The 22,081-nt window shown below is 49.1% G+C and carries 21 protein-coding genes; 8 read left to right on the top strand and 13 right to left on the bottom strand.

Going from position 1 to position 22,081, the window contains the following annotated elements; genetic code table 11:
• Positions 1–169 precede the first annotated feature (169 nt).
• Positions 170–478, top strand: a complete 309-nt coding sequence (locus tag JW499_RS12855) for an ArsR/SmtB family transcription factor (RefSeq protein ID WP_205211017.1) — start codon at positions 170–172, stop codon at positions 476–478.
• Between the two features lie 81 nt (positions 479–559).
• On the opposite strand, the gene JW499_RS12850 is transcribed toward JW499_RS12855, so the two are convergent.
• Positions 560–3,295 carry a bifunctional acetate--CoA ligase family protein/GNAT family N-acetyltransferase gene (locus JW499_RS12850; RefSeq protein ID WP_205210991.1) on the bottom strand — a complete coding sequence of 912 codons (2,736 nt, stop codon included), beginning with the start codon at positions 3,293–3,295 and terminating at the stop codon, positions 560–562.
• A 409-nt stretch (positions 3,296–3,704) separates the two neighbouring features.
• Here JW499_RS12850 and JW499_RS12845 point away from each other — a divergent pair, with 409 nt between their 5' ends.
• Positions 3,705–4,289 carry a HupE/UreJ family protein gene (locus JW499_RS12845; protein WP_205210990.1) on the top strand — a complete coding sequence of 195 codons (585 nt, stop codon included), beginning with the start codon at positions 3,705–3,707 and terminating at the stop codon, positions 4,287–4,289.
• Positions 4,290–4,528: 239 nt separating this feature from the next.
• On the opposite strand, the gene JW499_RS12840 is transcribed toward JW499_RS12845, so the two are convergent.
• The 5 genes from JW499_RS12840 to pdxB all read right to left on the bottom strand — a co-directional run bounded on the left by JW499_RS12840 (position 4,529) and on the right by pdxB (position 8,717).
• On the bottom strand, positions 4,529–5,095 hold the full coding sequence (locus tag JW499_RS12840) for a hypothetical protein (RefSeq protein WP_205210989.1): 567 nt from the start codon (positions 5,093–5,095) through the stop codon (positions 4,529–4,531).
• A gap of 185 nt (positions 5,096–5,280) precedes the next feature.
• Positions 5,281–5,532, bottom strand: coding sequence for a hypothetical protein (locus JW499_RS12835; RefSeq protein ID WP_205210988.1), 252 nt, complete (start codon positions 5,530–5,532; stop codon positions 5,281–5,283).
• Between the two features lie 96 nt (positions 5,533–5,628).
• A complete protein-coding gene (locus tag JW499_RS12830; RefSeq protein ID WP_205210987.1) occupies positions 5,629–6,741 on the bottom strand; it encodes an ATP-NAD kinase family protein in 1,113 nt (370 codons plus the stop codon).
• A complete protein-coding gene (locus tag JW499_RS12825; RefSeq protein WP_205210986.1) occupies positions 6,742–7,464 on the bottom strand; it encodes a flagellar brake protein in 723 nt (240 codons plus the stop codon).
• Between the two features lie 107 nt (positions 7,465–7,571).
• Entirely contained in the window at positions 7,572–8,717 is a 1,146-nt protein-coding gene (gene pdxB / locus JW499_RS12820) for a 4-phosphoerythronate dehydrogenase PdxB (protein ID WP_205210985.1), read from the bottom strand.
• A 110-nt stretch (positions 8,718–8,827) separates the two neighbouring features.
• Between pdxB and JW499_RS12815 the strand changes: the two genes are divergently transcribed.
• From JW499_RS12815 to JW499_RS12800, 4 genes are all read left to right on the top strand, one after another.
• Positions 8,828–9,076: a hypothetical protein gene (locus JW499_RS12815; protein ID WP_139203141.1), complete on the top strand. Its 249-nt coding sequence runs from the start codon at positions 8,828–8,830 to the stop codon at positions 9,074–9,076.
• Positions 9,077–9,234: 158 nt separating this feature from the next.
• Positions 9,235–10,437, top strand: a complete 1,203-nt coding sequence (gene trpB, locus JW499_RS12810; RefSeq protein WP_205210984.1) for a tryptophan synthase subunit beta — start codon at positions 9,235–9,237, stop codon at positions 10,435–10,437.
• A 328-nt stretch (positions 10,438–10,765) separates the two neighbouring features.
• Complete coding sequence (locus tag JW499_RS12805; protein ID WP_205210983.1) at positions 10,766–11,065, top strand: type II toxin-antitoxin system TacA family antitoxin; 300 nt, start codon at positions 10,766–10,768, stop codon at positions 11,063–11,065.
• Positions 11,046–11,555, top strand: coding sequence for a GNAT family N-acetyltransferase (locus tag JW499_RS12800; RefSeq protein WP_205210982.1), 510 nt, complete (start codon positions 11,046–11,048; stop codon positions 11,553–11,555). The genes JW499_RS12805 and JW499_RS12800 overlap by 20 nt, the downstream gene beginning before the upstream one ends.
• Before the next feature lie 5 nt (positions 11,556–11,560).
• On the opposite strand, the gene JW499_RS12795 is transcribed toward JW499_RS12800, so the two are convergent.
• The 5 genes from JW499_RS12795 to JW499_RS12775 all read right to left on the bottom strand — a co-directional run bounded on the left by JW499_RS12795 (position 11,561) and on the right by JW499_RS12775 (position 16,979).
• On the bottom strand, positions 11,561–12,835 hold the full coding sequence (locus JW499_RS12795; protein ID WP_205210981.1) for a helicase C-terminal domain-containing protein: 1,275 nt from the start codon (positions 12,833–12,835) through the stop codon (positions 11,561–11,563).
• A 110-nt stretch (positions 12,836–12,945) separates the two neighbouring features.
• The gene (locus tag JW499_RS12790) at positions 12,946–14,850 is read right to left on the bottom strand and encodes an SNF2-related protein (RefSeq protein ID WP_205210980.1); all 1,905 of its coding nucleotides are present in this window, start codon (positions 14,848–14,850) and stop codon (positions 12,946–12,948) included.
• Between the two features lie 37 nt (positions 14,851–14,887).
• Positions 14,888–15,529, bottom strand: coding sequence for a DUF4276 family protein (locus JW499_RS12785; protein ID WP_205210979.1), 642 nt, complete (start codon positions 15,527–15,529; stop codon positions 14,888–14,890).
• Positions 15,526–16,617: an AAA family ATPase gene (locus JW499_RS12780; RefSeq protein ID WP_205210978.1), complete on the bottom strand. Its 1,092-nt coding sequence runs from the start codon at positions 16,615–16,617 to the stop codon at positions 15,526–15,528. The genes JW499_RS12785 and JW499_RS12780 overlap by 4 nt, the downstream gene beginning before the upstream one ends.
• Positions 16,614–16,979 carry a hypothetical protein gene (locus JW499_RS12775; protein ID WP_205210976.1) on the bottom strand — a complete coding sequence of 122 codons (366 nt, stop codon included), beginning with the start codon at positions 16,977–16,979 and terminating at the stop codon, positions 16,614–16,616. Before JW499_RS12775 ends, JW499_RS12780 begins: the two co-directional genes overlap by 4 nt.
• A 462-nt stretch (positions 16,980–17,441) precedes the next feature.
• Here JW499_RS12775 and ligA point away from each other — a divergent pair, with 462 nt between their 5' ends.
• Both ligA and JW499_RS12760 read left to right on the top strand, forming a co-directional pair.
• A complete protein-coding gene (ligA, locus tag JW499_RS12765; protein WP_205210974.1) occupies positions 17,442–17,846 on the top strand; it encodes a protocatechuate 4,5-dioxygenase subunit alpha in 405 nt (134 codons plus the stop codon).
• A gap of 2 nt (positions 17,847–17,848) precedes the next feature.
• The gene (locus tag JW499_RS12760) at positions 17,849–18,688 is read left to right on the top strand and encodes a class III extradiol dioxygenase subunit beta (protein ID WP_205210973.1); all 840 of its coding nucleotides are present in this window, start codon (positions 17,849–17,851) and stop codon (positions 18,686–18,688) included.
• Positions 18,689–19,692: 1,004 nt separating this feature from the next.
• Here JW499_RS12760 and JW499_RS12755 read toward each other — a convergent pair.
• Positions 19,693–20,787 carry an nSTAND3 domain-containing NTPase gene (locus tag JW499_RS12755; protein WP_205210972.1) on the bottom strand — a complete coding sequence of 365 codons (1,095 nt, stop codon included), beginning with the start codon at positions 20,785–20,787 and terminating at the stop codon, positions 19,693–19,695.
• A 503-nt stretch (positions 20,788–21,290) separates the two neighbouring features.
• Positions 21,291–22,076: a 1,6-dihydroxycyclohexa-2,4-diene-1-carboxylate dehydrogenase gene (locus JW499_RS12750; RefSeq protein ID WP_205210971.1), complete on the bottom strand. Its 786-nt coding sequence runs from the start codon at positions 22,074–22,076 to the stop codon at positions 21,291–21,293.
• Positions 22,077–22,081 lie beyond the last annotated feature (5 nt).

Raw genomic sequence — 22,081 nt, 5'->3', positions numbered from 1 at the left:
TGATTATTATATTAGCATATACTAATATTTAAAAGTACTACATTAGTAAATTGCGAATTAACAGCCGCTAAAGTAAAATACTCCCTACATTGTAGGGTAATGAGAGCGTTTTGAATGACCTGCAGAATAATAAAAAACGGAGGACAGATTGAATACAGCAACCCAGCAGATGACGCCCGAAACACTGGCTATGATGAAAGTGAACTCCAGTAAAGCCGCTAAACTGATGAAAGCGCTGGGTAACGAAAGCCGCCTGCTTATTCTTTGTTATCTGGATGGTAAAGAGCTTTCCGTTAGCGAACTCAACCACTGCCTGGATCTGAGTCAGTCAGCGCTGTCACAGCATCTGGCGGTACTCCGTAAAGATGGTCTGGTCAGCACCCGACGAGAGTCTCAGACGATCTACTACTCACTCTCTGGCGATACCGCAACCCGGATCATTCACACACTACATGAGATGTTCTGTCCTACCGCCTGACGTGAAGCCTTCAGGTAAATCCTGTAGAGAAACCTTTAACGAAAAACCCCCCGTAAGCGGGTGGTTTATTATCGCTCAATTTCAACTCTGCAACCGATAACGCTGCCAGTCTTCGGTTGGCTCATTCAGCATCATCTCCATCTCCACCACATCCTCTTCCATGTTGTAGTGATTTTTGAAACCCAGCTTCTGTGCCAGCCCCTGCATCCCCTTATTAGAGGTCAGGGTTGATCCCATCAGCATCAAGGTGCCACGGGCTTTACAGTAATCGATCGCTTTCTGCATCAGTACCGCCCCCAGCCCCTCTCCCTGCAGGTCATCCCGGATGACGACCGAGAACTCAGCACGCACATTATCAGCATCGGTCACGGCCCGGACGACCCCCAGGGTTTCCCAACCCGGCGCCCCCTGTCTGGGGGCGGTCACGATAAAGGCCATCTCCCGGTCATAGTCAATCTGTGTCCAGTTAGCCAGTTCCTGGTGGGTTGGAATGCCACGGCTATAAAAATAGCGCAGGCGGATCGATTCCGGACTCAGCTTGTTATAAAACTCAAGATGGTTAGGTTCATCCTCTCCCCGTATCGCCCTGACCATCGCCTTACGTCCCGACTTACGCAGCGAAATATGTTCACTGAGATATTCGGGATAGGGGGTGATCGCCAGTACAGAAGGCTCACCCAAAGAGACCGCCACATCGACCGCCAGCACTCCCCGCCGGTTAATCAGCATAGGATTAATCTCCAGACCTTTAAGGTTGGGCAGCTCGACCACCATCTGTGACAGTTTGATGAGCAGATTGCTAAGCTGTTCGAGATCCCTTTCCAACTGTTCACTGCTCTCTTTCAGCACAGAATAGATATGTGACGTCATGATCAACTGACGGGCCAGACTGAGATTAAGCGGGGGTAGCATCACTTGCCGGTCCGCCAGCACATCGACGGAATACCCCCCTTTACCAAACACCAGCAGTGGACCAAACACCGGATCACGGGTAATCCCCATATTGATCTGCAGCGACTGGAAGCCACGCTTCATCTGCTGCACACAAAACCCCAGAACTTCATCGTCGGGAAAGCGCTCTCTCACCCGGTAGGCCAGCTGCGTAGCGGCCTGCCTGACCTCATTACATGAGAACAGATCCATCGCCTGGTCCTTCCAGCGGGGGTGGTTTTTATTATCGTAGTTAAACGGGTAGATATTTTCCCGATGCATCACCTTTAAGGCGACGGCCCCCCCCAGTTTTTTCGCAATGTCGACCACCCCATCAACATCCTCAGCATACTGGGTATGAGAGACCGGAATATCATACTGATCCAGCAGGTCAGTTGCTTCGTTATGGGTCAGGTAGTCACGCCCCTGAGCCATTGCATCAGCAATCAGGGCTTTGGCCCGCTGATGGTTCCGCTCATTGGGGTCTTCAAAAGGCGCGGGAGTCTGCTTCATTACTTCCTGATTACGGCGAAACTCCACCATATGCATGAAAGCATCGACCGCTTCTTCAGGGGTGATAAAAGTGGTCACTCCGGCAGCGTTAAAATGGTTACGTGACTCAATCGCCGTACTTCGCCCCATCCAGCAGGTAAGAATATTGCGCGGCGTATTACGGGCCACCTTAATAATCTCTTCAGCGGTTGCCACACCGGGGGCCATCCGCGTGGGGGCATGAATCACCAGTACGGCATCCACATTAGGGTCTTTGGTTAATAGCTGAGTCACCCGGGCGAAACGCTCCGGCGTCGCATCCGAGTGCAGATCGATCGGGTTTTTCAGGTTCCAGTGGTCTGGCATTATCTCCCGTAACGCGGTCACCGTCTCGTCACACAGCTGCGATAACTCTCCCCCTTTACGCAACAGCTGATCCGTCGCCAGAGCATTGGGCCCCATGCCATTACAAACCAGCGCCAGCCGCTCACCCCGCATCGGCTTCATCCGCGACAGGGTTTCCAGGGCATTATAGAGCTGATCGACGGTGTCCACCCGAACCACACCTGCACGGCGCAGCGCCGCATCGTAGACCAGATCCTCATCTTTAATCCCCAGAGCTGGCTGACTTTCCTTATCTTCATCAAAAACCATAGTGGATTTGAGCACCAGCACCAGTTTGTTACGCGAAGCGGCGCGTAAAGAGCTGAGCAGATTACGGGAAGAACCGACCAGATGATCCAGCTGAATAAGAATCGACTGGGTATAGGGGTCCTGCGCAAAGTAATCGATAATCGACGGCAGATCGATATCAACCCCCTCACCGAGCGTGAGAAAGTGGGAGAAGCCAATCTCCTGACCATTGGCCCAGTCAATCATCGCCGTGCCTAACAGGCCGGACTGGCCGACATAACTGACTTTACCCTTGCGTATATTCAGGTGCGAATAGCTGGCATTCATCTTATGCCCAGAGACCAGCATGCCCATGCAGTCTGGCCCCAGTATGCGGATACCATAGGGCCTGGCGGCCTCCATAATCTCATCCCGCATGCTTTTACCCAGAGGCTCGCTGGCAATAGACAGACCGCCAGTCAGAATCATAGCGGCCTTCACCATATTAGCGCCCAGTTTACGGATCAGTTCAGCGACACTCTCCGGTGGCGAACAGATGATCGCCAGGTCCGGCATCTCTGGCAGTTTGGTTAATCCGCTGTAACAGGTGACACCATAAACGGCGTCATAGCCACGCTTGTTAACCGCCATAAGCTTACCCTGAAACCCGCTATCCAGCAGGTTTTGCAGCACCACGCCGCCCATGCTGTTCTCTTTCTCAGAGGCTCCGAACACCGCAATCGATTTAGGCTTAAAAAAACGTTTGAGATATTTTGTACTCAAGAGACTTACTCCGCAGACCTTCAGGACTGTCCCGTTAATCTGATCGAATGACTGAATCTATATCTTCCATATTACGCAGGTGCAGCACAAACATTATTGCGCGAATAACCGTGATTAAAGTCATAAAGCCATGCCAAAGTGGGTAAAAATACACGCTCAAACCAATAATGCTGCCAACTGGTAAGTAAGTTACCAGTTCAGTCTAGCAACGTCTGCCGCACCGGCAACACTTCACAGCGGACAGCCTGCAACCACGGGAGTAACAGCAAAGCTTAATAATCATAAGAGACAATAGCTGTTCTGGCCCCACATTTGCTATATAAATCCATATCAAGCCTGATACCGCCCTCTGGCCGGTCGGCTATCATTACCCGATAACCGTAAATTAATAGAATAAAAGGTAGCACAGATGAAACTCAGCCCTATGATCATGTCCAGTGCAGCACTTATCACACTGATAACCGCTGTGCCAGCAATGGCCCATACCGGTCACAGTGCCGGGTCAGGTCTTCAGTCCGGCCTGCTACACCCGCTCTCAGGCCTTGACCATCTGTTGGCGATGCTGGCAATCGGTTTCTGGGCTGCGATGCAGAACAGAGCGCAGCAGATCAGCATCCCTGTCACCTTTATCCTGTTTCTTGCCGTCGGTTTTTTTATGGCAACCGGAGGCGTAGTGCTGCCCCTGGTTGAGCACACTATCGCAGCCTCTGTGCTGGTTTGCGGCCTGATCATTGCGACCGCCGTGCGACTACCCGCCATCGCAACGCTGACACTGACAGCCCTGTTTGCCTGTGCCCATGGCCAGGCCCACGGCGCTGAGGTATCAGGAGCGTCAGTGCTGCTGTTTGCCGCCGGCTTTATGAGCAGCTCTGCAATCCTTCATCTGACAGGGATGGGAATATTTAAAGCAAGCCGGACATTAACCCCGCGGCTGGCTCATATCGCTGGTGCAGCGATCGCCAGTGTTGGCAGCTATCTGTTGCTAACAATCTGACTGACAGGCCGCTGCAATGCTCTCTCACAGATCACACACCTGATCCTGCTGTCCGGTTTCTCATGGCCCGTCAGCCTGATATGTCTTACGCGTCCCCGTAAGACCTCCGCTGTACTGTTTTGATCACCCAAAACAGCTTAAAGCACTCTTTACAGCCGGGCTCTGCCCGGCTTTTTTTACTCAGATAAAAGAAAACCCGCAGCTAGCGGGTTTCAGGTTGTGCCATCAGCCAGGCTGGTTTACAGCGCGTTCATCTCTTTGAAACGGGCAACCAACTCAGCAGGGTACTGTTTCTTGTTACTGTCATTCAGAACGAAAACAACCGTCTGCCCTTCCGGCCCGGTACCAATCTGCGTCAGGCGGAAAGCGGCTTCACCGTTCTGACGAACCTCCTGCATATCTTCCAGAGTATTAAAAACGTACAAGCGACCATCTTCTGCACGCATTTCACCGTAAAAATCTTTTGCTGCAGGCAGCTTACCATTGTACATATCAACGCCAGCCAGACCTTCAAGCTTCTTCTTGTCTTCGCTGCGCAGACCAAATACCAGAGATTCACCGTGCGGCCCGGCACCGATAAATACTTTACGGAAAGAGGTTTCGCCCACTTTCAGGAAGTCCTGATAAACCGCAAAGTCATCAAAAACATAATGCCGGCCTTCATGATCAACTTCATACAGATCCTGGTTATTCAGGGCTGGTGCCTTAACCATCTCCTGTTTAACTTCATTGGACTGGCATGCAGTCAGTGACAGTGTTACACCTGCAATCGCTGCGGCTACAGCGGCTCGTTTCAGAAAGGACATGTTTTCTCCCGGTTTAATATGGATAGCCTGAACCGATCTATCGTCAGACTGAAAATATTCCACCCGAAGGGTAAACAGGAAAAATGACAATCAGGTTGCTGGGTTATTGCTATTTGATGACAACAGTGAGATCAGCCTCTGTCAGGCTGACTGAATCAACGGTGTATCTTCTCTGCTAAGTGCTTTCACTCAGCTTCATCCAGTAATGAAAAGGAGATAAAAGTGGTGAACAATCCCAGTCCAATCACCACCGGCGGGGCGGGAATGGCCAGCATCAACAGTCCGGAACCGATCCAGATACGATACACCCAGCGCAACCGGGCTTTATAGGCTGAAGTGAATTTTCGCCGGAAGAAATGACTGCTATCAGGGTGAGTGACATGCATCCATTCCGGTAGCATCAGGCGCAGATAGAACCATATTAATTCAAACCCCATAGTGGTACTCCCTTCAAAGCAGTCCTTTAAGCTTATCAAAGAATCTGAATTTTGCCTGTCCGGCAGATCACGTTGTGCAATACAGTGAGGTTTATATCAGTAATCGGCTACCCGGTAGAGAATCGCATCCCGATAGCCTGTAACAATACGGATCAATCCTGAAAGCTGATGGTTAAGCTCGGCATCACCACTGTCAACAATCAGGGGGCGGCCTTCCAGCTCTTTAATCTTGCTCTTGGTTGCCACCACTATAATATTTTCACGGCCGATACGCTTGAGCAGCTCGACACTGAGCTGCTGATTACCCCGACCGATAATATGCCCCTGACCACCAATCACGGTAATCACCAGCCGGGTATCAGCCCCCTCAGTCATATCCAGTAGCTGTTGCGCGGTCAGATCGCTGCCGATCAGTTGACCATTCTCGATCAGATCCACGCCCAGCAGGGTATTGTCCAGCCCCAGATGATCCATAATCGCCTGAACAGTAGAGCCGGACCCCATGATATAGCGCACGTTATCCTGCATGTTTTCAGTAAAGTCGGCGGCGATATCATCCAGCACCAGCTCCTCTACTTCACGACCACCATTTTTAACATGCTGAAGAAAGCGTCCCTCCTCCGGTACCAGCAGTTCACCGTAATACTTAGCCCGGACCCGGCCTGCACGAAACGCCTCTTCGTCGATATCCCGCACCTCCTGATCCGCCAGTGTCACCAGCTCACCCCGCACCAGCATGGCGACGACATCCCCGGCCGCTTTCGGGGTCACCGCGTACACCCCGGAGTGAATTTTGACGCCCGCCGGAATCCCCAGCACCGGGGTAGCATCGCCAATCGCGTGACAGATATTGCGGGCGGTGCCATCACCGCCGGCGAACAGAATCAGATCAACCCCCTGCTTCGCCATCTCCCGGGCCGCACGCTCAGTATCTTCAGCACTGGTGTGACCCGGAGTAATAGCTCCGATCACCCGTGGCTTAAAACCAGCGATACGAGCACTGTCCTCGCCCATCTCGCCGGGATAGGTAATCAGTTCAATATCCAGCCCTGCCAGGGGTTCCAGTGCCTGCTGGGTGCGCAGATTGGCTTTTGGTTCGGCTCCCAGTGCCAGCGCCTTCAATGCGGTCGCTTCACCATCACTGCCTTTAAGGCCTACACTGCCCCCCACACCTGCCAGCGGATTCACAATCAAGCCAAGACGAAACATCTACAACTCCTGTCCGGTCTGATCGAGATTGCCCGTCTCAACCAGAAACTGCTGATAAACAAATGCGGTAATAATCAAACGGGTATCTTCATCCAGATCGAGAAACTTAAAACCATGATTGAGCACACTGCTCGACTCAGCCGGACTGCTGTGCATATTTCTCAACTCAACCGGCACCAGTAAAACCTGATCAATATCACCGATCTGTAAACGTGTCGTCAGATAAAAACGATCCCCTACACTGCCCAGGGCATAGGGCAACTGCAGACAGACGCCTTCGCGGCTGATATCAACACAGAGCGCGTTTGCCGGAAGGCCATCACTTTCCGCCATCTCATCGTAATCATCGACAGAGCAACTGAGATTCACGGGAATCCGGCTGTGCTCCCTGATCTGTCTCAGCTCAATCGTTGCGGGGTATTCCAGCAGCCAGTAACTGAATGGCTGATCGTATTGTTTCAGTATTTTACTGGTGAAGTTGCAGATCCGGTTACCACTGATCAGACGCAGACTGGCGAGATTGCCCTCATTTATCAGTGTCGGCACACCACTTTTCGGCGGTGGCGCTGAGATCATAACCCCGCCGTTCTCCGCATAGCCCAGCAGTTTAGCGGTATATTTTACCCGGGGAGCACGGATCTCTACCCGAACCGGCTCCCCTACCTGCAGACGCAGATCAGCCAGCTTTTTGTCCGTTTGAATGGGTTCCAGTTTCAGCGCCATCAGAGCCTTATCGTGTTGCGGATTATTAAGAAAATATTATACAGATCAGTCAGCTTGCTAAACTAACCCATCAACGCTTATAAATGAAAGTTTTCTCAGCAGACTGCTCAGTCCGGGCAAAACCCCACCGCCTGCAACTGCTTTGCAAGCTCAGGTGAAGGCTTGTCACCAGACAACTTTGCCGCGACAAACTCCCGGCGCACCGGATAGTTTTTCCTTAGCAGATCAAACGCCTGCGGTTGCAGGTCAGTATCCACCAGCGAGGCCATAAAGCGCTGAAAATCGGCCTCCGGCTGATAGATAGCGTGAACGATATCGGTCAGCGTCTCCGACCCATCCAGCTGAATGTCAGGTGCCGGCCCGGCACTGGCCAGACAGTCCGCCAGTTCAATATCCGGGGTTATCCCCTGTTGCTGGCAAAACGCCCGATATAGCATCCAGGTGCCGCGAATTTTACCATCGAGGCTATAACCGGCGATATGTGGTGTGCCGATGCGCACCCGCTGCGCCAGCTGCGAGTCCACCACCGGCTCCTCCTCCCAGACATCCAGTAACAATGTCACATCTGCACGCCCCCGGTGCCAGTTAAGCAGCGCCTTATTGTCGATGACCGGTCCCCGTCCGGCATTCAGTAATATCGCCCCGGGCTTAATATGTTCGAGATTATCCGCATTCAGCAGATGAAAGCTGGGATGATCTCCTGTTTTAGTCAGTGGCGTATGCAGACAGATAATATCGGCCTGCGCTAATAGCGCAGAAAGCGCGATAAACCCGGTTTCGCCTGCAGCAGCCCGGGGAGGATCATTCAATACTAATGTCACCCCCAGATCGGTCAGCCGCTGCTGTAAACGCCGGCCAACATTACCCACCCCGACAATACCAACAACACGCTCTGTCAGCTTAAAGCCCTGTTCTGCGGCTACCAGCAGGAGATTACTGATAACGTACTCAGCCACCGCATCGGCATTACAACCCGGTGCGCTGGAAAAGCCGATGCTATGCGCCTGTAGCCAGTCGGTATCGATATGGTCCGTACCGATAGTCGCGGTGCCGACAAATCTGACCGGGGTATTCTCCAGCAACTGCTGATCTACCCGTGTGACTGAACGCACCAACAGCATGTCAGCCTGTTGCAGATCGCTGTTCTGAATGGTTCTGCCCGGCAACGTGCGAATCTCGCCCAGATGGCCAAATAAACGCGTCAGTGCAGGAATATTTTCATCGGCCACGATGTTCAGTCGGGATAGTTTCAATGATCACTCCAAAGGTTATAAAATCAGCTGGTTAAGGGGCGAAACGCCGATTATAATGGCGCGCCTTACGGTTTGACATCATTTCCGGACAAATTTACTCGGGTAGTTTTTTGATTATTCGCTGGCGCAGACAACAGGATTATTTCATTGTCCGACTCTATCAGGATCTGATGGGGGACTGGGTGCTGAGTGAATCCTGGGGCAATACCCTGAATAACAAAGGGTCTGTGCATCACACCATCTTTCACTGTTACCATGAAGCCCGGGCGCAGCTACGGGAGATCAGCCGAAAGCAGAAATCCCTTGGGTTTAAAAAAACCGTTTCCAAAGAGCAGCAGATCGAACTGGATTTCGGTTAACCTGCGCCGGCTCAACAACCCGGTAATTAATTAGACTCAACAGTTGGCATCTGCGCACCGCAGCGATATATTCCTCTCTACATAATACAATAAATTCAAATAATCGTTGCCGACGGTATCACAACATTGGCCGTCAGATATGAGCTAAGAGAGGTCTTATGAGTAAGTTTGATTTTGCCCCGATGCCAGACAAAGAGGGCTATTTCGGTAATTACGGTGGCCAGATTATCCCCCCGGAACTCAAGCAGGTGATGGACGAGATCGATCAGGCTTATGAAGAGATCCGCAACACAGAAGCGTTCCAGAACGAACTGATGCAACTGAACCAGGACTATGTTGGCCGCCCCAGCCCGATCTACCATGCCAAACGTCTGAGTGAAAAACTTGGCGGCGCACAGATCTACCTGAAACGGGAAGATCTCAACCACACCGGTGCCCACAAAATTAACCACTGCCTGGGCGAAGCCCTGCTGGCAAAATTTATGGGTAAAAAGAAAGTACTGGCGGAAACCGGTGCCGGTCAGCACGGTGTCGCCCTGGCAACCGCCTGTGCACTGGTGGGAATCCCCTGTGAGATCCATATGGGCCAGGTGGATATCGAGAAAGAACATCCCAACGTCACCAAAATGAAAATTCTCGGCTGCAAACTGGTACCGGTCACCCGTGGCACCGCCACCCTGAAAGACGCGGTCGACAGCGCCTTCGAAGAGTATCTGAAAAACCCTGAGGAGTTTATCTACGCCATCGGTTCTGTGGTTGGCCCTCATCCCTTCCCGAAAATGGTGCGTGATTTCCAGAGTATTGTTGGCCGTGAAGCCCGTCAGCAGTTCAACGAGCGGCATGGCAAAAATCCGGATATCATCACCGCCTGTGTCGGTGGCGGCTCTAACGCGATGGGGCTGTTCACCGCTTTCCTGGAAGATGAAGATGTGAAAATCGTCGGCGTCGAGCCGGCCGGTAAAGGTCTGGATACCAAAGATCACTCCGCCACCCTGACAAAAGGCACACCCGGTGCGATCCACGGCTTCAAATGCTATGTCCTGCAGGATGAAAATGGCGAGCCACTGCCGGTTCACTCCATCGCATCCGGTCTGGACTACCCCGGCGTCGGCCCGCAGCACTGTTACCTGAAAGATATCGAGCGGGTTGAATATGAATCGGTCACCGACGAAGAGTGCCTCAACGCCTTTATGACCCTGTCTCAGGTGGAAGGCATCATCCCGGCACTGGAAAGCGCCCACGCCGTCGCCTGGGCGATGCGTGAAGCGCCGAAGCTCGGCAAGGATAAAACCATTCTGATCAACCTGTCCGGCCGGGGCGATAAAGACGCCGATTACGTGGCAGAGAAGCTGGGGCTGTAACGTTAGAAAACAAAGACATATCTTAAAATACAAACGGTTGCACTCGCAGCCGTTTTTTATCATTTCTGCGTATCGTCTCTATATTTCCCTACATTCACACGAAAATCACACAAGCATCACACGAGCACTTCTGTGCGATTTAATTTTGGGAGGAAGTCAGCCCAGCTGTATCTGGCAACAACAATTCTGCGCTATCTTGTGTGACATTTTGTCACCAAGGGTTTATTATAAGCATTTACAGACAGTATATACATCGACTAAATCTCAGATACTAATTGCTAACCATTAAAAACAGAACAAACAAGACAAAGACCAAGAGAACTGACTTATGACAACAACCATTGAGCGTAAATCTGAGCGCATTACCGCTCGCGTAGCGCCAACGGCGCTTGAAAAAATAGAGTATGCGGCATCCATACAAGGCGCTACAGTCAATCAGTTTTTGGTCAGTAGCGCTCTTGAAACGGCTGAAAGTATTATCGAGCATGAGCGACGGATTACATTATCAAAGGCAGAAGCCCAGAAATTCATGTCTATTCTCGCTCGCTCACCACAACCTAATCAGAAGCTAAAAGCAGCATTCCAGAGCTTTCAGGAAGACTCTCTGAATGTCGAACGTAAAGATTGAAGAACTAAGCAAACATCATGATCGCAAGGGCTTTGACTGTGAGGTGGAAGCCCTTAATCATTACTTAAAAACCATGGCTCTACAGCACCATAGTCGTGATATAGCAAAAACCCACGTACTGACCTTTGAAGATGATAGTGGCCCTGTCATTGCTTATGCGACGCTAAACGTCTGTGAGCTAGATCTTTCTGCAGAAAGGCAAACACCTTTGCTAAAGAAACTACCTATAAATGCTCCTGCCGTTCGCCTATGCAGGCTTGCAGTAGACAAAGAACATCAAGGTAAAGGGCTAGGCCAGTACATGCTGGGTTTCACACTGAGTAAAGCGCTAGAGGTCAGTCAAAACGTTGGCTGCAGCGGAATAGTGGTTGATGCCAAAGATGAAAGTGCCCAAACGTTTTATGAGCAGTTTGGATTCATCTCTTTTACATCTAATCCCCTCAGGCTATTCCTGCCGATGAGAACGATTACAGCACTGGTCGAAAAGTAATCATTTCAACAGTTTTCTCCTTTAATACCAATGATACATGCGGCCACTCTCTCGCTAATCTGTGTTGTCGAATCAGGCATGACCACAAAACAATCATAGACCTTCTCAAATGGAATAGGATTATTAATTAAAGTATCTTGCAAATCGGTCAGTAAAATAGCTTTCCGTCCACGCGCTGTAGTCAGTTTCTCGTACCACACTGGACGCACCATCTCCAACCAGAGGTCAGCCAACAGTGACCAATTAACCGCTCGTTGTGTTTCAACCTTCTGCGCTAATACATCAATAAGTTTTTGGTAAAACCGAGCTTGCTCTTCGTCTGCATTTAATATCCATTTGCGTAGAATGAGCTCCATCTCTGACAACGCAACCTGCTTTCGTCTTGGCAGTAAACTTCGCTCAATCGAAGCTAACCGCTCAAGATAGCTTTCCACTCCCCTAAAACAATGCTCTGATCTAAGGTCAAACGCCTCAGTATTCTCTTGAAGATGGGATGATAGAAAACCAGATATCAGTTTCAAATCGATCACAGGGGCTTTATCGGTTTCAGTCAAAAGCACCCATTTCGGTGCGCCAAATTCAGTGCCCGCAATACAGAAGAACCCCCAATTATGATCGGATACCACCGCACTTATCCTTGTACAGGTTTCCTCAGTGGACGCCATACTTTGATAATGCTCATCAGATACCAAACCACGATCACCGCCAATTAATCCCCGAACAGGCTCGAATGCATCCTGTATCCCATCCCAGGTAACACTCTGCTTTTCGGCCAGATCGATTATCTCCTCATAATCGACACGCTTGTCTACCATCTCTTCAGGCAGATAGAAGTTCGAACCTATCAGCATCTCATTCGCTTCAAAACGCTCAATCAAAAGATCATCACTACGAAGGGCAAAAACATCATGATCCATAGGCCAGAACACCTGTATAGACTCATGAATACTGTCCATGCGATCCACTCGCCCAATGCGTTGTTCTACCAGGCGCACAACGGATGGCATATCAAGATGTACCACCACTGAAGCATTCTGAAGGTTATAACCTTCTGACATTGCATCAGAGCAGAATGCCAACACCTGTTCCGTTAATGCATTATCATTATTCAGATAGCGGTCGACCTCTTTGCGCTCGGTTTTGCCTGAATCCCCTGAAGCCCGTAACAGCTTAACACCCTTAAGCATGCCCTCCTTCGCTGCCAGATGACGCAGATATAGCAGTGTCATTGGGTGTCGATCAAATGCGATAACAGCTAACGGGGTGTTTTCATGAAACAAGGATTCAATCAGTCTTAGCTTTGCCAACTCACGTGAATTATCAAGCGTCTCCAGGAGCGTAAGGATCTTTCGATAGATATGGATCTCGTACTCACACGCCTGTTTATAGGCTAGAGGGTCAACCAGCCATTCAGGTATATCACAGTCACAGCTAACCCCTTCGGGAAAGCTGACGCCAGGGGGCTGATCATACTCTTCCAGCTTAGGTATCTTTCCTTATGTCCCTTGAGCTCTTTCGCCTCGATGTCAAAAAAGTCAGCAACAGCATGATCACCTGCAATATGCGCATAAGCGGATACCCTGGAAGAGCGCAGGTGAGACATAATCTGATAGACAGCACTCCGCTTTGCCATCCCCAACCGACGTTTAAAAACGCGTTCAGGTTCTATTGGCTGCCCTTCCGGTGTCAGAAAAGCACTCTGATCAATCTCTCCTGTAATGTAGGCGACACCCCTGAGTTGCTCAGATAATCCCCTGATCTGAAGTCCAATCGCAATTGCCGCTTCAGATTCACCGGTAGCATAAGGAACGGCCTTATGCTCGGGATACCGGCAGGGAACATTATGCTTATTGTGATAAGCCGCAGGTTGTTTATCGATCAGTCGATTCAGCTCACGCTTCGTCCTGCGAACCGTGAAACGTGCTATCTCACTTTTGAGTTGTTCAAGTTGCTCCTCACGCGCAGCACGCATACTCTTTACATCTAATCTAAGCCAGCGATTAAATTGATCGATCACCTGCGGATCGAAGTTATCAGCGCCAAGAATATTGACCAGACACAACAGATCCGAAGCACTCCGATTGATCGGCGTTGCCGTGAAAAGCAGAACATGATCAGCCAGATTGCGTAACAATACCTGAGCCCGTTTAGCCCCCGCATTAAGGTAATTGTGAGCTTCATCGACACTGAGTATCTGCGCCTGCTTAATCGACTGGGTAACAAGATCATCGATCCGTTCCCGATCAGCAAAGCTCAAAGCCGCTTGTGACAGTGGACGATGACTCAGGCCATAGCTGAGAATTTCCTTCTGCCATCCAGCCACAACTCCCGGTGGGCTGATCAGTGACATCCCCCCGCCACGCAGATTGCCAGTTCGCACCAAACGATCAAACACCGCACGTTGCAACGCCGTCCCCATGCGGGTTTTACCACTACCGGTCGCATCTGCCACTAACACACTGCCTAAGTTTTCAATAATCCAAAGGGCTTGTGCTACCCCTTGTCGCTGAGATGGCCATAACGCCATATCGGGATTGCTCAGACTCGTGTATGTTGTGTATTTTTTCGCCCAATGCCCCTCCAACAGTTCAGAACAGGCTCTGGCAATACAATCCTCCCAGCTCGACTCTTTAAGGAGTGATTCCAGCAAAGCCTTCAAATGTTCACGGTAATCATCAGCCAGACTGAACAACGCCTCAGCATAGTCCCTGACTTCCTCATATCGCACTGTCTCATCTTCGCGCTTAAAGCGAACATTGGCTTCAATATTCCGCCTTAACCCCGCATCAGAAAAGTTCGATGACCCAAGCATGGCTATATCATGGGTAATCACCATCTTCGCATGCATCATCCGTCCGGGAATCTCCAGGAAGACCGCGTCCACCTGTCCCATCCGCATCTTCTCAAGGGCGTTAAACACTTCTGGGTATTGAAGCAGTGAGATGCGTTTCTTTAGCCAATACTCCTTAACCTCTTCAGGAAATGTCACCGGTGCAAGTGACATAGGTGCATTGGCTATTGGAAACGGCTCATTACCGATCAGAAGACGCAGATCCTGCTTCTCAGAAAGGCCTGATATGAGTTTTACAACACGCAATAAAGAGGTATAACCAGTGACAATGAAGGGCTCTTTTTCATATTTAAGGTCGGTACTCAGCACCTCATCGACGGTATAACGGCCATAGTTATGCGGCAGACGACTCACTTCAGGAAATGCCCCTTCAGAAGGCTCTCTGCGCTTCTCACTGTCGGGAGAAAATTCATCCTTAAAATACTGGTGGGGTTGGTCAGCCATAATTACCTATCCATGGTTATCTCATCAATAAAAACACTTATGCAAGCGACTCGATGGACTTAATCCAGTCATTAAAATGCGGGCATTGGTCACGCATAGCATCAATGCCTATCTCATTCGCTATCATTGGTCCATGAAGTGTTTTCTTATAGGCGGGAATGGCCGCGAGAATCCGCTTTGACGGGGCGGTTTGAGGACTATCATTTATCTCTTCAGGATTGCCATAAGACGCTTTCACCGTCTCTAAAACAGCGACCGCTCTTTCATCATCAAACCACTCATGAAATTGTGCAGGATCACAAAAAAGCAAAGCTTCAAACTCATGCAAAGCAAGATAGGGTAAAAAATTTCTCTCACTAATATCCTGTGCTAATGCTTGCTCAAGATGCTGAACCCTTTGTACTGCGCTAACATTTCCCTGAGCGAATTGAGGGAAATCGGTTGGTAATCCATAGTAGTCAATCAGAGTCGTGACCCAGGCATTTTTATCCTTTCTGCATAAGCGGGTAACCTGATTCTTAACCTTACCATAGCTAACAATCCCACCTTTATAACCGGGGCTGGTTTCTGCAAGTATAGGGGTTAACCAAATACGTTGACGCTCGAAATAAGGCCCGAGCACATCACGAACGAAGGTTTCTTCCGTTTGACCTTCAACAAAGACGTATACTCTGGTCATCGCTGAGGTCTCCCCCCCAATAAGTTTTTCTTCCAGAGCTCTCCCAGGCTGTAATCTTCTAACCACTCACTTAAATCGCCGGTATTCAGGCGTTTAAAAGTAGACGCTCCATTCTGCTTATCAACCACAATCAGATCTTCAGCATCAAACTGATTTACCAGTTCTACCGATTGCGTCGAGATAATAAGCTGATGTTGATGACTGGCACTTTTAATGAGTTCAGCCAACACATTAATAGCATAAGGATGAAGCCCCAGTTCCGGCTCATCAACAATAATGGCGCTGGGCATATACTCTTCAGGTTGCAGCATAACGGTTGCCAGTAAAATAAACCGCAACGTTCCATCAGAAAGCTCACTCGCTTTGAACGGGACATCCTGCTCTTTCTCTGTCCACTCCAGCTGGATATAGTCTTCATTATCTGGACTTGGCCGCAGATAAAACTCACCAAAGAAAGGAGCCACCATCTGAATAGTTTTCACTATTCGTTTGTAATGGTTTACATGATTCTTCTTTAAGCGGAAGAGAAAAGCGGCAAGATTACCACCATCCTCACGCAGATAATCGTTATCGTTGATACGATGGGATTGCTTCACTCTGGCACTGTCACTCGTATCATGGAAGTGATAGACACGCCAACGCCGCATGATCGGTAATGTATACTGTGTTATCCCTGAGCGGTGCTGGTCTGCTTGGGACTCAAAATGTCCTGAGCTAACACCTTTATCACCACTCATATTCCACCACAGAGCCTCTCGCTGAAACATCATCCGGTTATCATTTGTCGGCTCTAAGGCAAACTTATAACCGTTATTACCGAAGTAGAGCTCTGCATTAAGCGCCTCTGTTTTTTTTCGTCCAAAATGGAGTACAGCGTCTGGGCCTCCGGCTTTACCTACCAAAGACTGTAAGCGATGATCAAGAAGTGTCGCGATCAAACGGAAGAAGCTGATAAAGTTTGATTTACCCGCGCCATTGGCACCAATCAAAACATTTAAACACCCCATCTCAATCTTGCAATGCTCAATGGATTTATAGCCGTCGATCACTATCTCGCTGAGCTGGTCACTGTCGTTAACGGGCTTCATACCTTTGCCTTCTTACGCTTAACTGCTTTTTTAGTCGATTCTAGCACTTCTCGCTCAGATTTTATTTTTTCAAGCAGAGCTTCGGCGCTGCTGTCCCCACTAATAAGATCGGGGTTCTGTGCGCGCCAGTCGGCGGTGAGTTCGCCGCGGAAAGCTTTGGCGAGGATCGACTGAGTGAGGTTATTAACCCGAGACTGGGCATCTTTCACCCTCGCAAGCGCTTCCCCAAGCTGACGAAGTTTGATAAGCGTGGTGTTGGGGTCGCTGGAAAATGACCTTTCTGCTGCATTCGCCAACTGTTGAAAGATCGGATCATACTCTGCCAGGAAGGCAAAGTTGTTCTGTGGTGTTTCAGGTGTCATCAAAGCCATCGTTCCCTCGAAGCACAACTGCGTTGCTTAATTATCAGGCTGTTAACCATGATACTACTAAGCTGCGCTCTGAAGGTCAGTAATAATTTGTAGAAATTGAGTATTTTCATATTGTCAGAGGCTACACAAGTGACCTATCTAATCACCTTTGTCGTCACTGCGTCAGGGATGAGCTATCTGGGTATTGGGGCCGCCTTCTGGGAGGGGGGTTATCGGGCTGCTAAGCTACTCGGTGTTATATCAGAAACAGGAAAATATGAAGGGATGGTTCAAACAAAGCTGATTACTTATAGCAGCACGCAAAAATTGAATGCTTGACAAGCCGTATACAGCCTCCCGTCGATTGGGTTAGCCTGATCGATCCCCTATACTATTTCCATTCATCGTTTAACTCTGTGACTGACTTCGGGAAGCGATGCACGTTCTATAGCTGTGGAAAATGAGAAAAATATAATGAAACAAACAATTCATGAATATCTTGCGGAGTTCGAAGATATACCGGGTACCCGGGTGTATACCGCCCAGCGGGGCAGAAAAGGCTATTGGTTAAACCAGTTTTGCATGAGCCTGATGACACCGGAAAACCGCGAACGCTTTAAAGCGGATGAACGGGCCTACCTCGACGAATGGCCGATGACCGAAGCGCAAAAACAGACCATTCTTAACCGCGACTATAATGCTGCGCTTGATGAAGGCGGCAACATTTACTTTCTGGCTAAAGTGTTTTCAACGGATGGTCTGAGCTTCTTACAGGCAGTAGGCACCATGACCGGCATGACGCCTGAAGACTATCAGGCAATGATGATAGCCGGTGGCCGCTCTCCTGAGGGTCTGCGTTCAATAAAGGATGGGAATTAATCATGGCACGAATTACAGCAGCCATCGCCAGTAGCCATGTCCCCGCCATTGGTGCGGCAATTGATAATGGCAAAACTGAAGACGCGTATTGGAAACCGATTTTCGAAGGCTATGAGTGGACTAAACAGTGGCTGAAAGAAGAGAAGCCCGATGTTGTTATTCTGGTCTACAACGATCACGCCTCAGCCTTCTCGATGGATATTATTCCGACCTTTGCGATTGGCTGTGCTGAGCAATATCAGTCAGCAGATGAGGGCTGGGGACCAAGACCCGTGCCTACCGTCGTTGGCGAGCCGGATCTGGCCTGGCACATCGCTCAGTCCTGTATCCTGGATGAATTTGACCTGACCATTATCAACAAAATGGATGTTGACCATGGTCTGACCGTGCCTATGTCGCTGATGTTTGGTCAGCCAGACGCCTGGCCGGTAAAAGTTGTGCCGATTGCCGTCAATGTTGTGCAATACCCACCGCCAACAGGAAATCGCTGCTGGATGTTAGGCGAGGCAATAGCCCGCGCCGTGGAAAGCTACCCTGAAGACCTCAATGTACAAATTTGGGGAACCGGTGGCATGAGCCATCAGTTGCAGGGGCCACGGGCAGGCCTCATCAACAAAGCGTTTGATAATGCATTTCTCGACGACCTGACTGCAAACCCACAACGGTTAAGAGATATGCCTCACATTGAATATCTGCGTGAGGCGGGTTCTGAAGGCATTGAACTGGTTATGTGGCTGATTATGCGCGGTGCATTAGGTGATCATGTTAAGCCGTTACACCGTCACTATCACGTACCGGGTTCCAACACCGCGGTCGGTCATCTGGTTCTGAAGCCGGAATAACCGGTCTCACGGTTAACACGTCACTTTTGTGTTGTTCTCAGGCCATAGTCCTTATGGCCTGAGAACTTTACCGTGGCGCTTATTACTTTCAACGATGCCGCAACGCACTTTGACAGGAATTCTCACAGAGGATTGTAGTGGCACTCTAATTCATGCCAAAACTCGAAAGGCCATATAGCGCTTGCAGCATGCGCGCTTGGAATGGAGCCGAAGGCGCAATGTAAAGAACGTCGCTATGCCTGCGCTGGTTATGTAGCATCGACTGAATTTACAACCTTTGACATTATTACCTGCTGAATCTCGTAGCAGTTATAAAGGTCAGGCCTTGAGTTTTGCACAAGAGCTAACCCCTATTTCCTTATCCCTGCAAAATTCAATCTGTCCCCTTTATCAAGCCTAGGGCAGGATTGAAGCTGCGAAGCAGCGTAAAGACTGTCCCAGCCCCGCAGGGGCGATAACAGCCGTTTGTTAAGAGTTACTGAACTTTCGGTAAGCAAACGAAACCCCGACAAAAATTACAATTAAAATTGCCGACAGTGGCCAATATGCCATCCATTGCATTGGCAGTCCCGAGGGATCAGGGGGCAACAGCCATACTGAAGTAATTGCAACCAGGGACAAGCTGGCCGCAATATAACCCGAATGTGCCACTATTCTGGGAAGCTTAAGCAAGATATGCAACAAAGCAAAAACAAAGAATGGTGCACAGTAAAATAGGCCCCCATAAATAAACTGAATAAGAACTTCCGATATTTCCCGGCCGTTAGTCAATGAGTAAACTGCTACAGCTAGTGCCAACAATATTGGAAGTCCTATGTATCCTAGTGCGATCTTCATTCCTGGAATGACTCTTAACGCCTTGGTCAGTGGACCAGTGTAGTGGAGTAAATTTTATGGTAAAAAGAGCGAAGTATTAAAGGGGTCAAAGCCCTTTTCAATCAATCGCTCTTTTTGGGCATCCCCGCTTTACCTGTCCAACTATTCCGTAAAAGGGCTTTGACCCCTTAATGTTCAACCTTTGATGCCATAACAGCCAAACGCGGATTGCCACAAGACACTTCCTGTATTCTTTTTTGATATTCTCCATTTTTAATACCAAAGATGGTTTCTGATAGCTCTTTAATCTGATCGTCCGTTAATGGCACCATAACTTGTTCATGAAGTTCAGTATATTTGTTAACTTTTTCTATAACGGAGGTGCGGGCATAATCTCTAACAGTAGCAATTATACGAAAGGTTCTGTATTCATCATTCTCGTTAAGATAATGGAGAAGATAGTCAAGCCTATTATCCAGCCTATTAGCGTCATCCACAAAAATTAAATAATCTCCAGGCTCGCTAAACATGGCCGTTATATCTCTGATTAGGTCTGCGCCTTTATCAAAAAGACAAATTACAATCAGATTACTATTCTCACGTTGAAACTTCTTTGCTAAGGTCACAGAGAATAATGTTTTTCCTAGCCCTGCGGCACCAGAGACGAGTAAAAAATTTTCAGTTTCTAGTGTTTTAGTAGCGCTGCTTAGAAGGTCATCACAAAATAACAATTCATTATCAATAGACGTTGTGAAGTTACTTTTTCCATACCGATCGATAAAGTCTTCAACGCTTAGTAATTGCCCTGTGTCTAATGGTAAACCTAAGTATGTTTCAGAAAGAACTGGATAGGAGTTTTTAATGCTTAACGAAATGGAGTCGAGGCCGTTAAGAGTTAACATGATACCCCTGTCATAGCAGATACTTCTAAGACTATTAATTTCTTTGGTTGTAAGTTTCCCTAAGTAGCAAATAATAATTCCACTTATTTTTTCTATGGGTATACCTGTTTTAACCTCGTCAAAGCACTTACCTATGTCATCTTCTAGTTTTTTTGCTAGGCGCTCTTGTTGAACAGTGTATTCGGAAAAAATATATGTCCCATCTTCCTGCATGAACAAGCAGTCAGGGGTTCCTTTCACTACCCGATCAGTAGTTTTCATCATCCCAATAGGGTTAATATTTTCAAGTCCTTTTCTGTATAACCAATCATCACATAGCCGTTGAAATTTACCGCCTTCCATTTCAAGCAACTTAGATTTAATTTGATTTTGACTTCCCATAATCCCCCCGTATGGAGATAAATTCTAATAAATTAGGTGGTTGGTTCTGAGTTCCTTATAACTATTTACAATCCCACCCATACAAGCTTGAAAGCTTTGCGAACTTACAACTCTAGGAACGAGTAAAAGATGTATCGCAGAAGCCTTAGGTATCAGGAGTATGTGGCTAAATATGCGAAGGCAAGGACTGCCAGAGAAGAAAAAAGGATTATGGTATTCATCCTGAAAACCCGTCTGAACTGTCTTAAGTGCCTGACCGGACTACACAACTAATCAAAATCACAGACTACGATACGGGTACTCCAGTTACCCACCGGATTTAACTATATCCCAGCCTTGTCGATGACTACAACTGCTGTTTTTCTTTGCTTTTTCTAGCGAGGCGCGAAGCGACGTTCTAACAGCTAGCCAGCCGCGAAGCGGCGATCTGACAACAGCAGACCTGCTGCCTCCCCGATTATAAAAAAGGCAGCCGAATGGCTGCCTTTTAAGTGAAATTCAAATCAGCCCTGATCTCCCCCGCCTACCGGCAGAATAGTCCCGGTGATATACGAGGCTTCATCGGAGGCGAGAAAGAGGATCGCACTGGCTTGCTCGCCAGGGGTGGAGTAACGCCCCATTACGGTTGAATCAATGGTCTGGTCAACAATCTGCTGATACCACACCTTTTCATCATCACTCATCGGCTGGCTGTTGCGCGGGATTTTCCGTTCCCCCACATCGGTGCCACCGGGTGCCACCGCATTGACGCGGATACCACGGTTGCCGTTTTCCCAAGCCAGACAGGCGGTGAGAGCGTTTACGCCACCTTTGGCGGCGGCATAGGGAACCCGATTGAGTCCTTTTGTCGCAATCGATGAGACATTCACGATTGAGCCTGAAGCTTGTTTCTGCATGAAGGGCAGCACCGCATGACAACACCAGAGTGTCGGAAACAGTGAACGGCGTATCTCAGTTTCTACCTGTTCCGCTTCATAGTATTCATAGGGTTTAGCCCAGATAGTGCCGCCGACATTGTTGATCAGGCTATCGATACGACCATATTGAGCCACGGCAGCATCCATTACCTTGCAGCACTCGGCGTACTGTTCAAGATTGGCCAGCACCACCAGCGGCGCTGAAAAACCCTGTTCAATAATCTCAGCGGCGACCTCTTCCACCAGGGGTGAAAAATCAACCAGCACCAGCAGCGCACCTTCACGGGCGGCTCTCAATGCCACTTCACGGCCAATGCCCTGAGCGGCCCCCGTGACCACCACAACCTTTTCCTCAAAACGACGTGTAGACATAGAGG

It is taken from the genome of Amphritea pacifica (genome assembly GCF_016924145.1).
GTDB classification, from domain to species: domain Bacteria; phylum Pseudomonadota; class Gammaproteobacteria; order Pseudomonadales; family Balneatricaceae; genus Amphritea; species Amphritea pacifica.
The sequence above is the reverse complement of the archived record's forward strand: the minus strand, read 5'-3'. Positions and strand labels throughout refer to the sequence as shown.

What these genes read in the sequence shown, in the direction of transcription:
- JW499_RS12855 (WP_205211017.1), top strand. Translation starts at nt 170, where the DNA reads ATGACGCCCGAAACACTGGCTATGATGAAAGTGAACTCCAGTAAAGCC.
- JW499_RS12845 (WP_205210990.1), top strand. Translation starts at nt 3,705, where the DNA reads ATGAAACTCAGCCCTATGATCATGTCCAGTGCAGCACTTATCACACTG.
- JW499_RS12840 (WP_205210989.1), bottom strand. Translation starts at nt 5,095, where the DNA reads ATGTCCTTTCTGAAACGAGCCGCTGTAGCCGCAGCGATTGCAGGTGTA.
- JW499_RS12835 (WP_205210988.1), bottom strand. Translation starts at nt 5,532, where the DNA reads ATGGGGTTTGAATTAATATGGTTCTATCTGCGCCTGATGCTACCGGAA.
- JW499_RS12830 (WP_205210987.1), bottom strand. Translation starts at nt 6,741, where the DNA reads ATGTTTCGTCTTGGCTTGATTGTGAATCCGCTGGCAGGTGTGGGGGGC.
- JW499_RS12825 (WP_205210986.1), bottom strand. Translation starts at nt 7,464, where the DNA reads ATGGCGCTGAAACTGGAACCCATTCAAACGGACAAAAAGCTGGCTGAT.
- trpB (WP_205210984.1), top strand. Translation starts at nt 9,235, where the DNA reads ATGAGTAAGTTTGATTTTGCCCCGATGCCAGACAAAGAGGGCTATTTC.
- JW499_RS12805 (WP_205210983.1), top strand. Translation starts at nt 10,766, where the DNA reads ATGACAACAACCATTGAGCGTAAATCTGAGCGCATTACCGCTCGCGTA.
- JW499_RS12800 (WP_205210982.1), top strand. Translation starts at nt 11,046, where the DNA reads ATGTCGAACGTAAAGATTGAAGAACTAAGCAAACATCATGATCGCAAG.
- JW499_RS12790 (WP_205210980.1), bottom strand. Translation starts at nt 14,850, where the DNA reads ATGGCTGACCAACCCCACCAGTATTTTAAGGATGAATTTTCTCCCGAC.
- JW499_RS12785 (WP_205210979.1), bottom strand. Translation starts at nt 15,529, where the DNA reads ATGACCAGAGTATACGTCTTTGTTGAAGGTCAAACGGAAGAAACCTTC.
- JW499_RS12780 (WP_205210978.1), bottom strand. Translation starts at nt 16,617, where the DNA reads ATGAAGCCCGTTAACGACAGTGACCAGCTCAGCGAGATAGTGATCGAC.
- JW499_RS12775 (WP_205210976.1), bottom strand. Translation starts at nt 16,979, where the DNA reads ATGACACCTGAAACACCACAGAACAACTTTGCCTTCCTGGCAGAGTAT.
- ligA (WP_205210974.1), top strand. Translation starts at nt 17,442, where the DNA reads ATGAAACAAACAATTCATGAATATCTTGCGGAGTTCGAAGATATACCG.
- JW499_RS12760 (WP_205210973.1), top strand. Translation starts at nt 17,849, where the DNA reads ATGGCACGAATTACAGCAGCCATCGCCAGTAGCCATGTCCCCGCCATT.
- JW499_RS12755 (WP_205210972.1), bottom strand. Translation starts at nt 20,787, where the DNA reads ATGGGAAGTCAAAATCAAATTAAATCTAAGTTGCTTGAAATGGAAGGC.
- JW499_RS12750 (WP_205210971.1), bottom strand. Translation starts at nt 22,076, where the DNA reads ATGTCTACACGTCGTTTTGAGGAAAAGGTTGTGGTGGTCACGGGGGCC.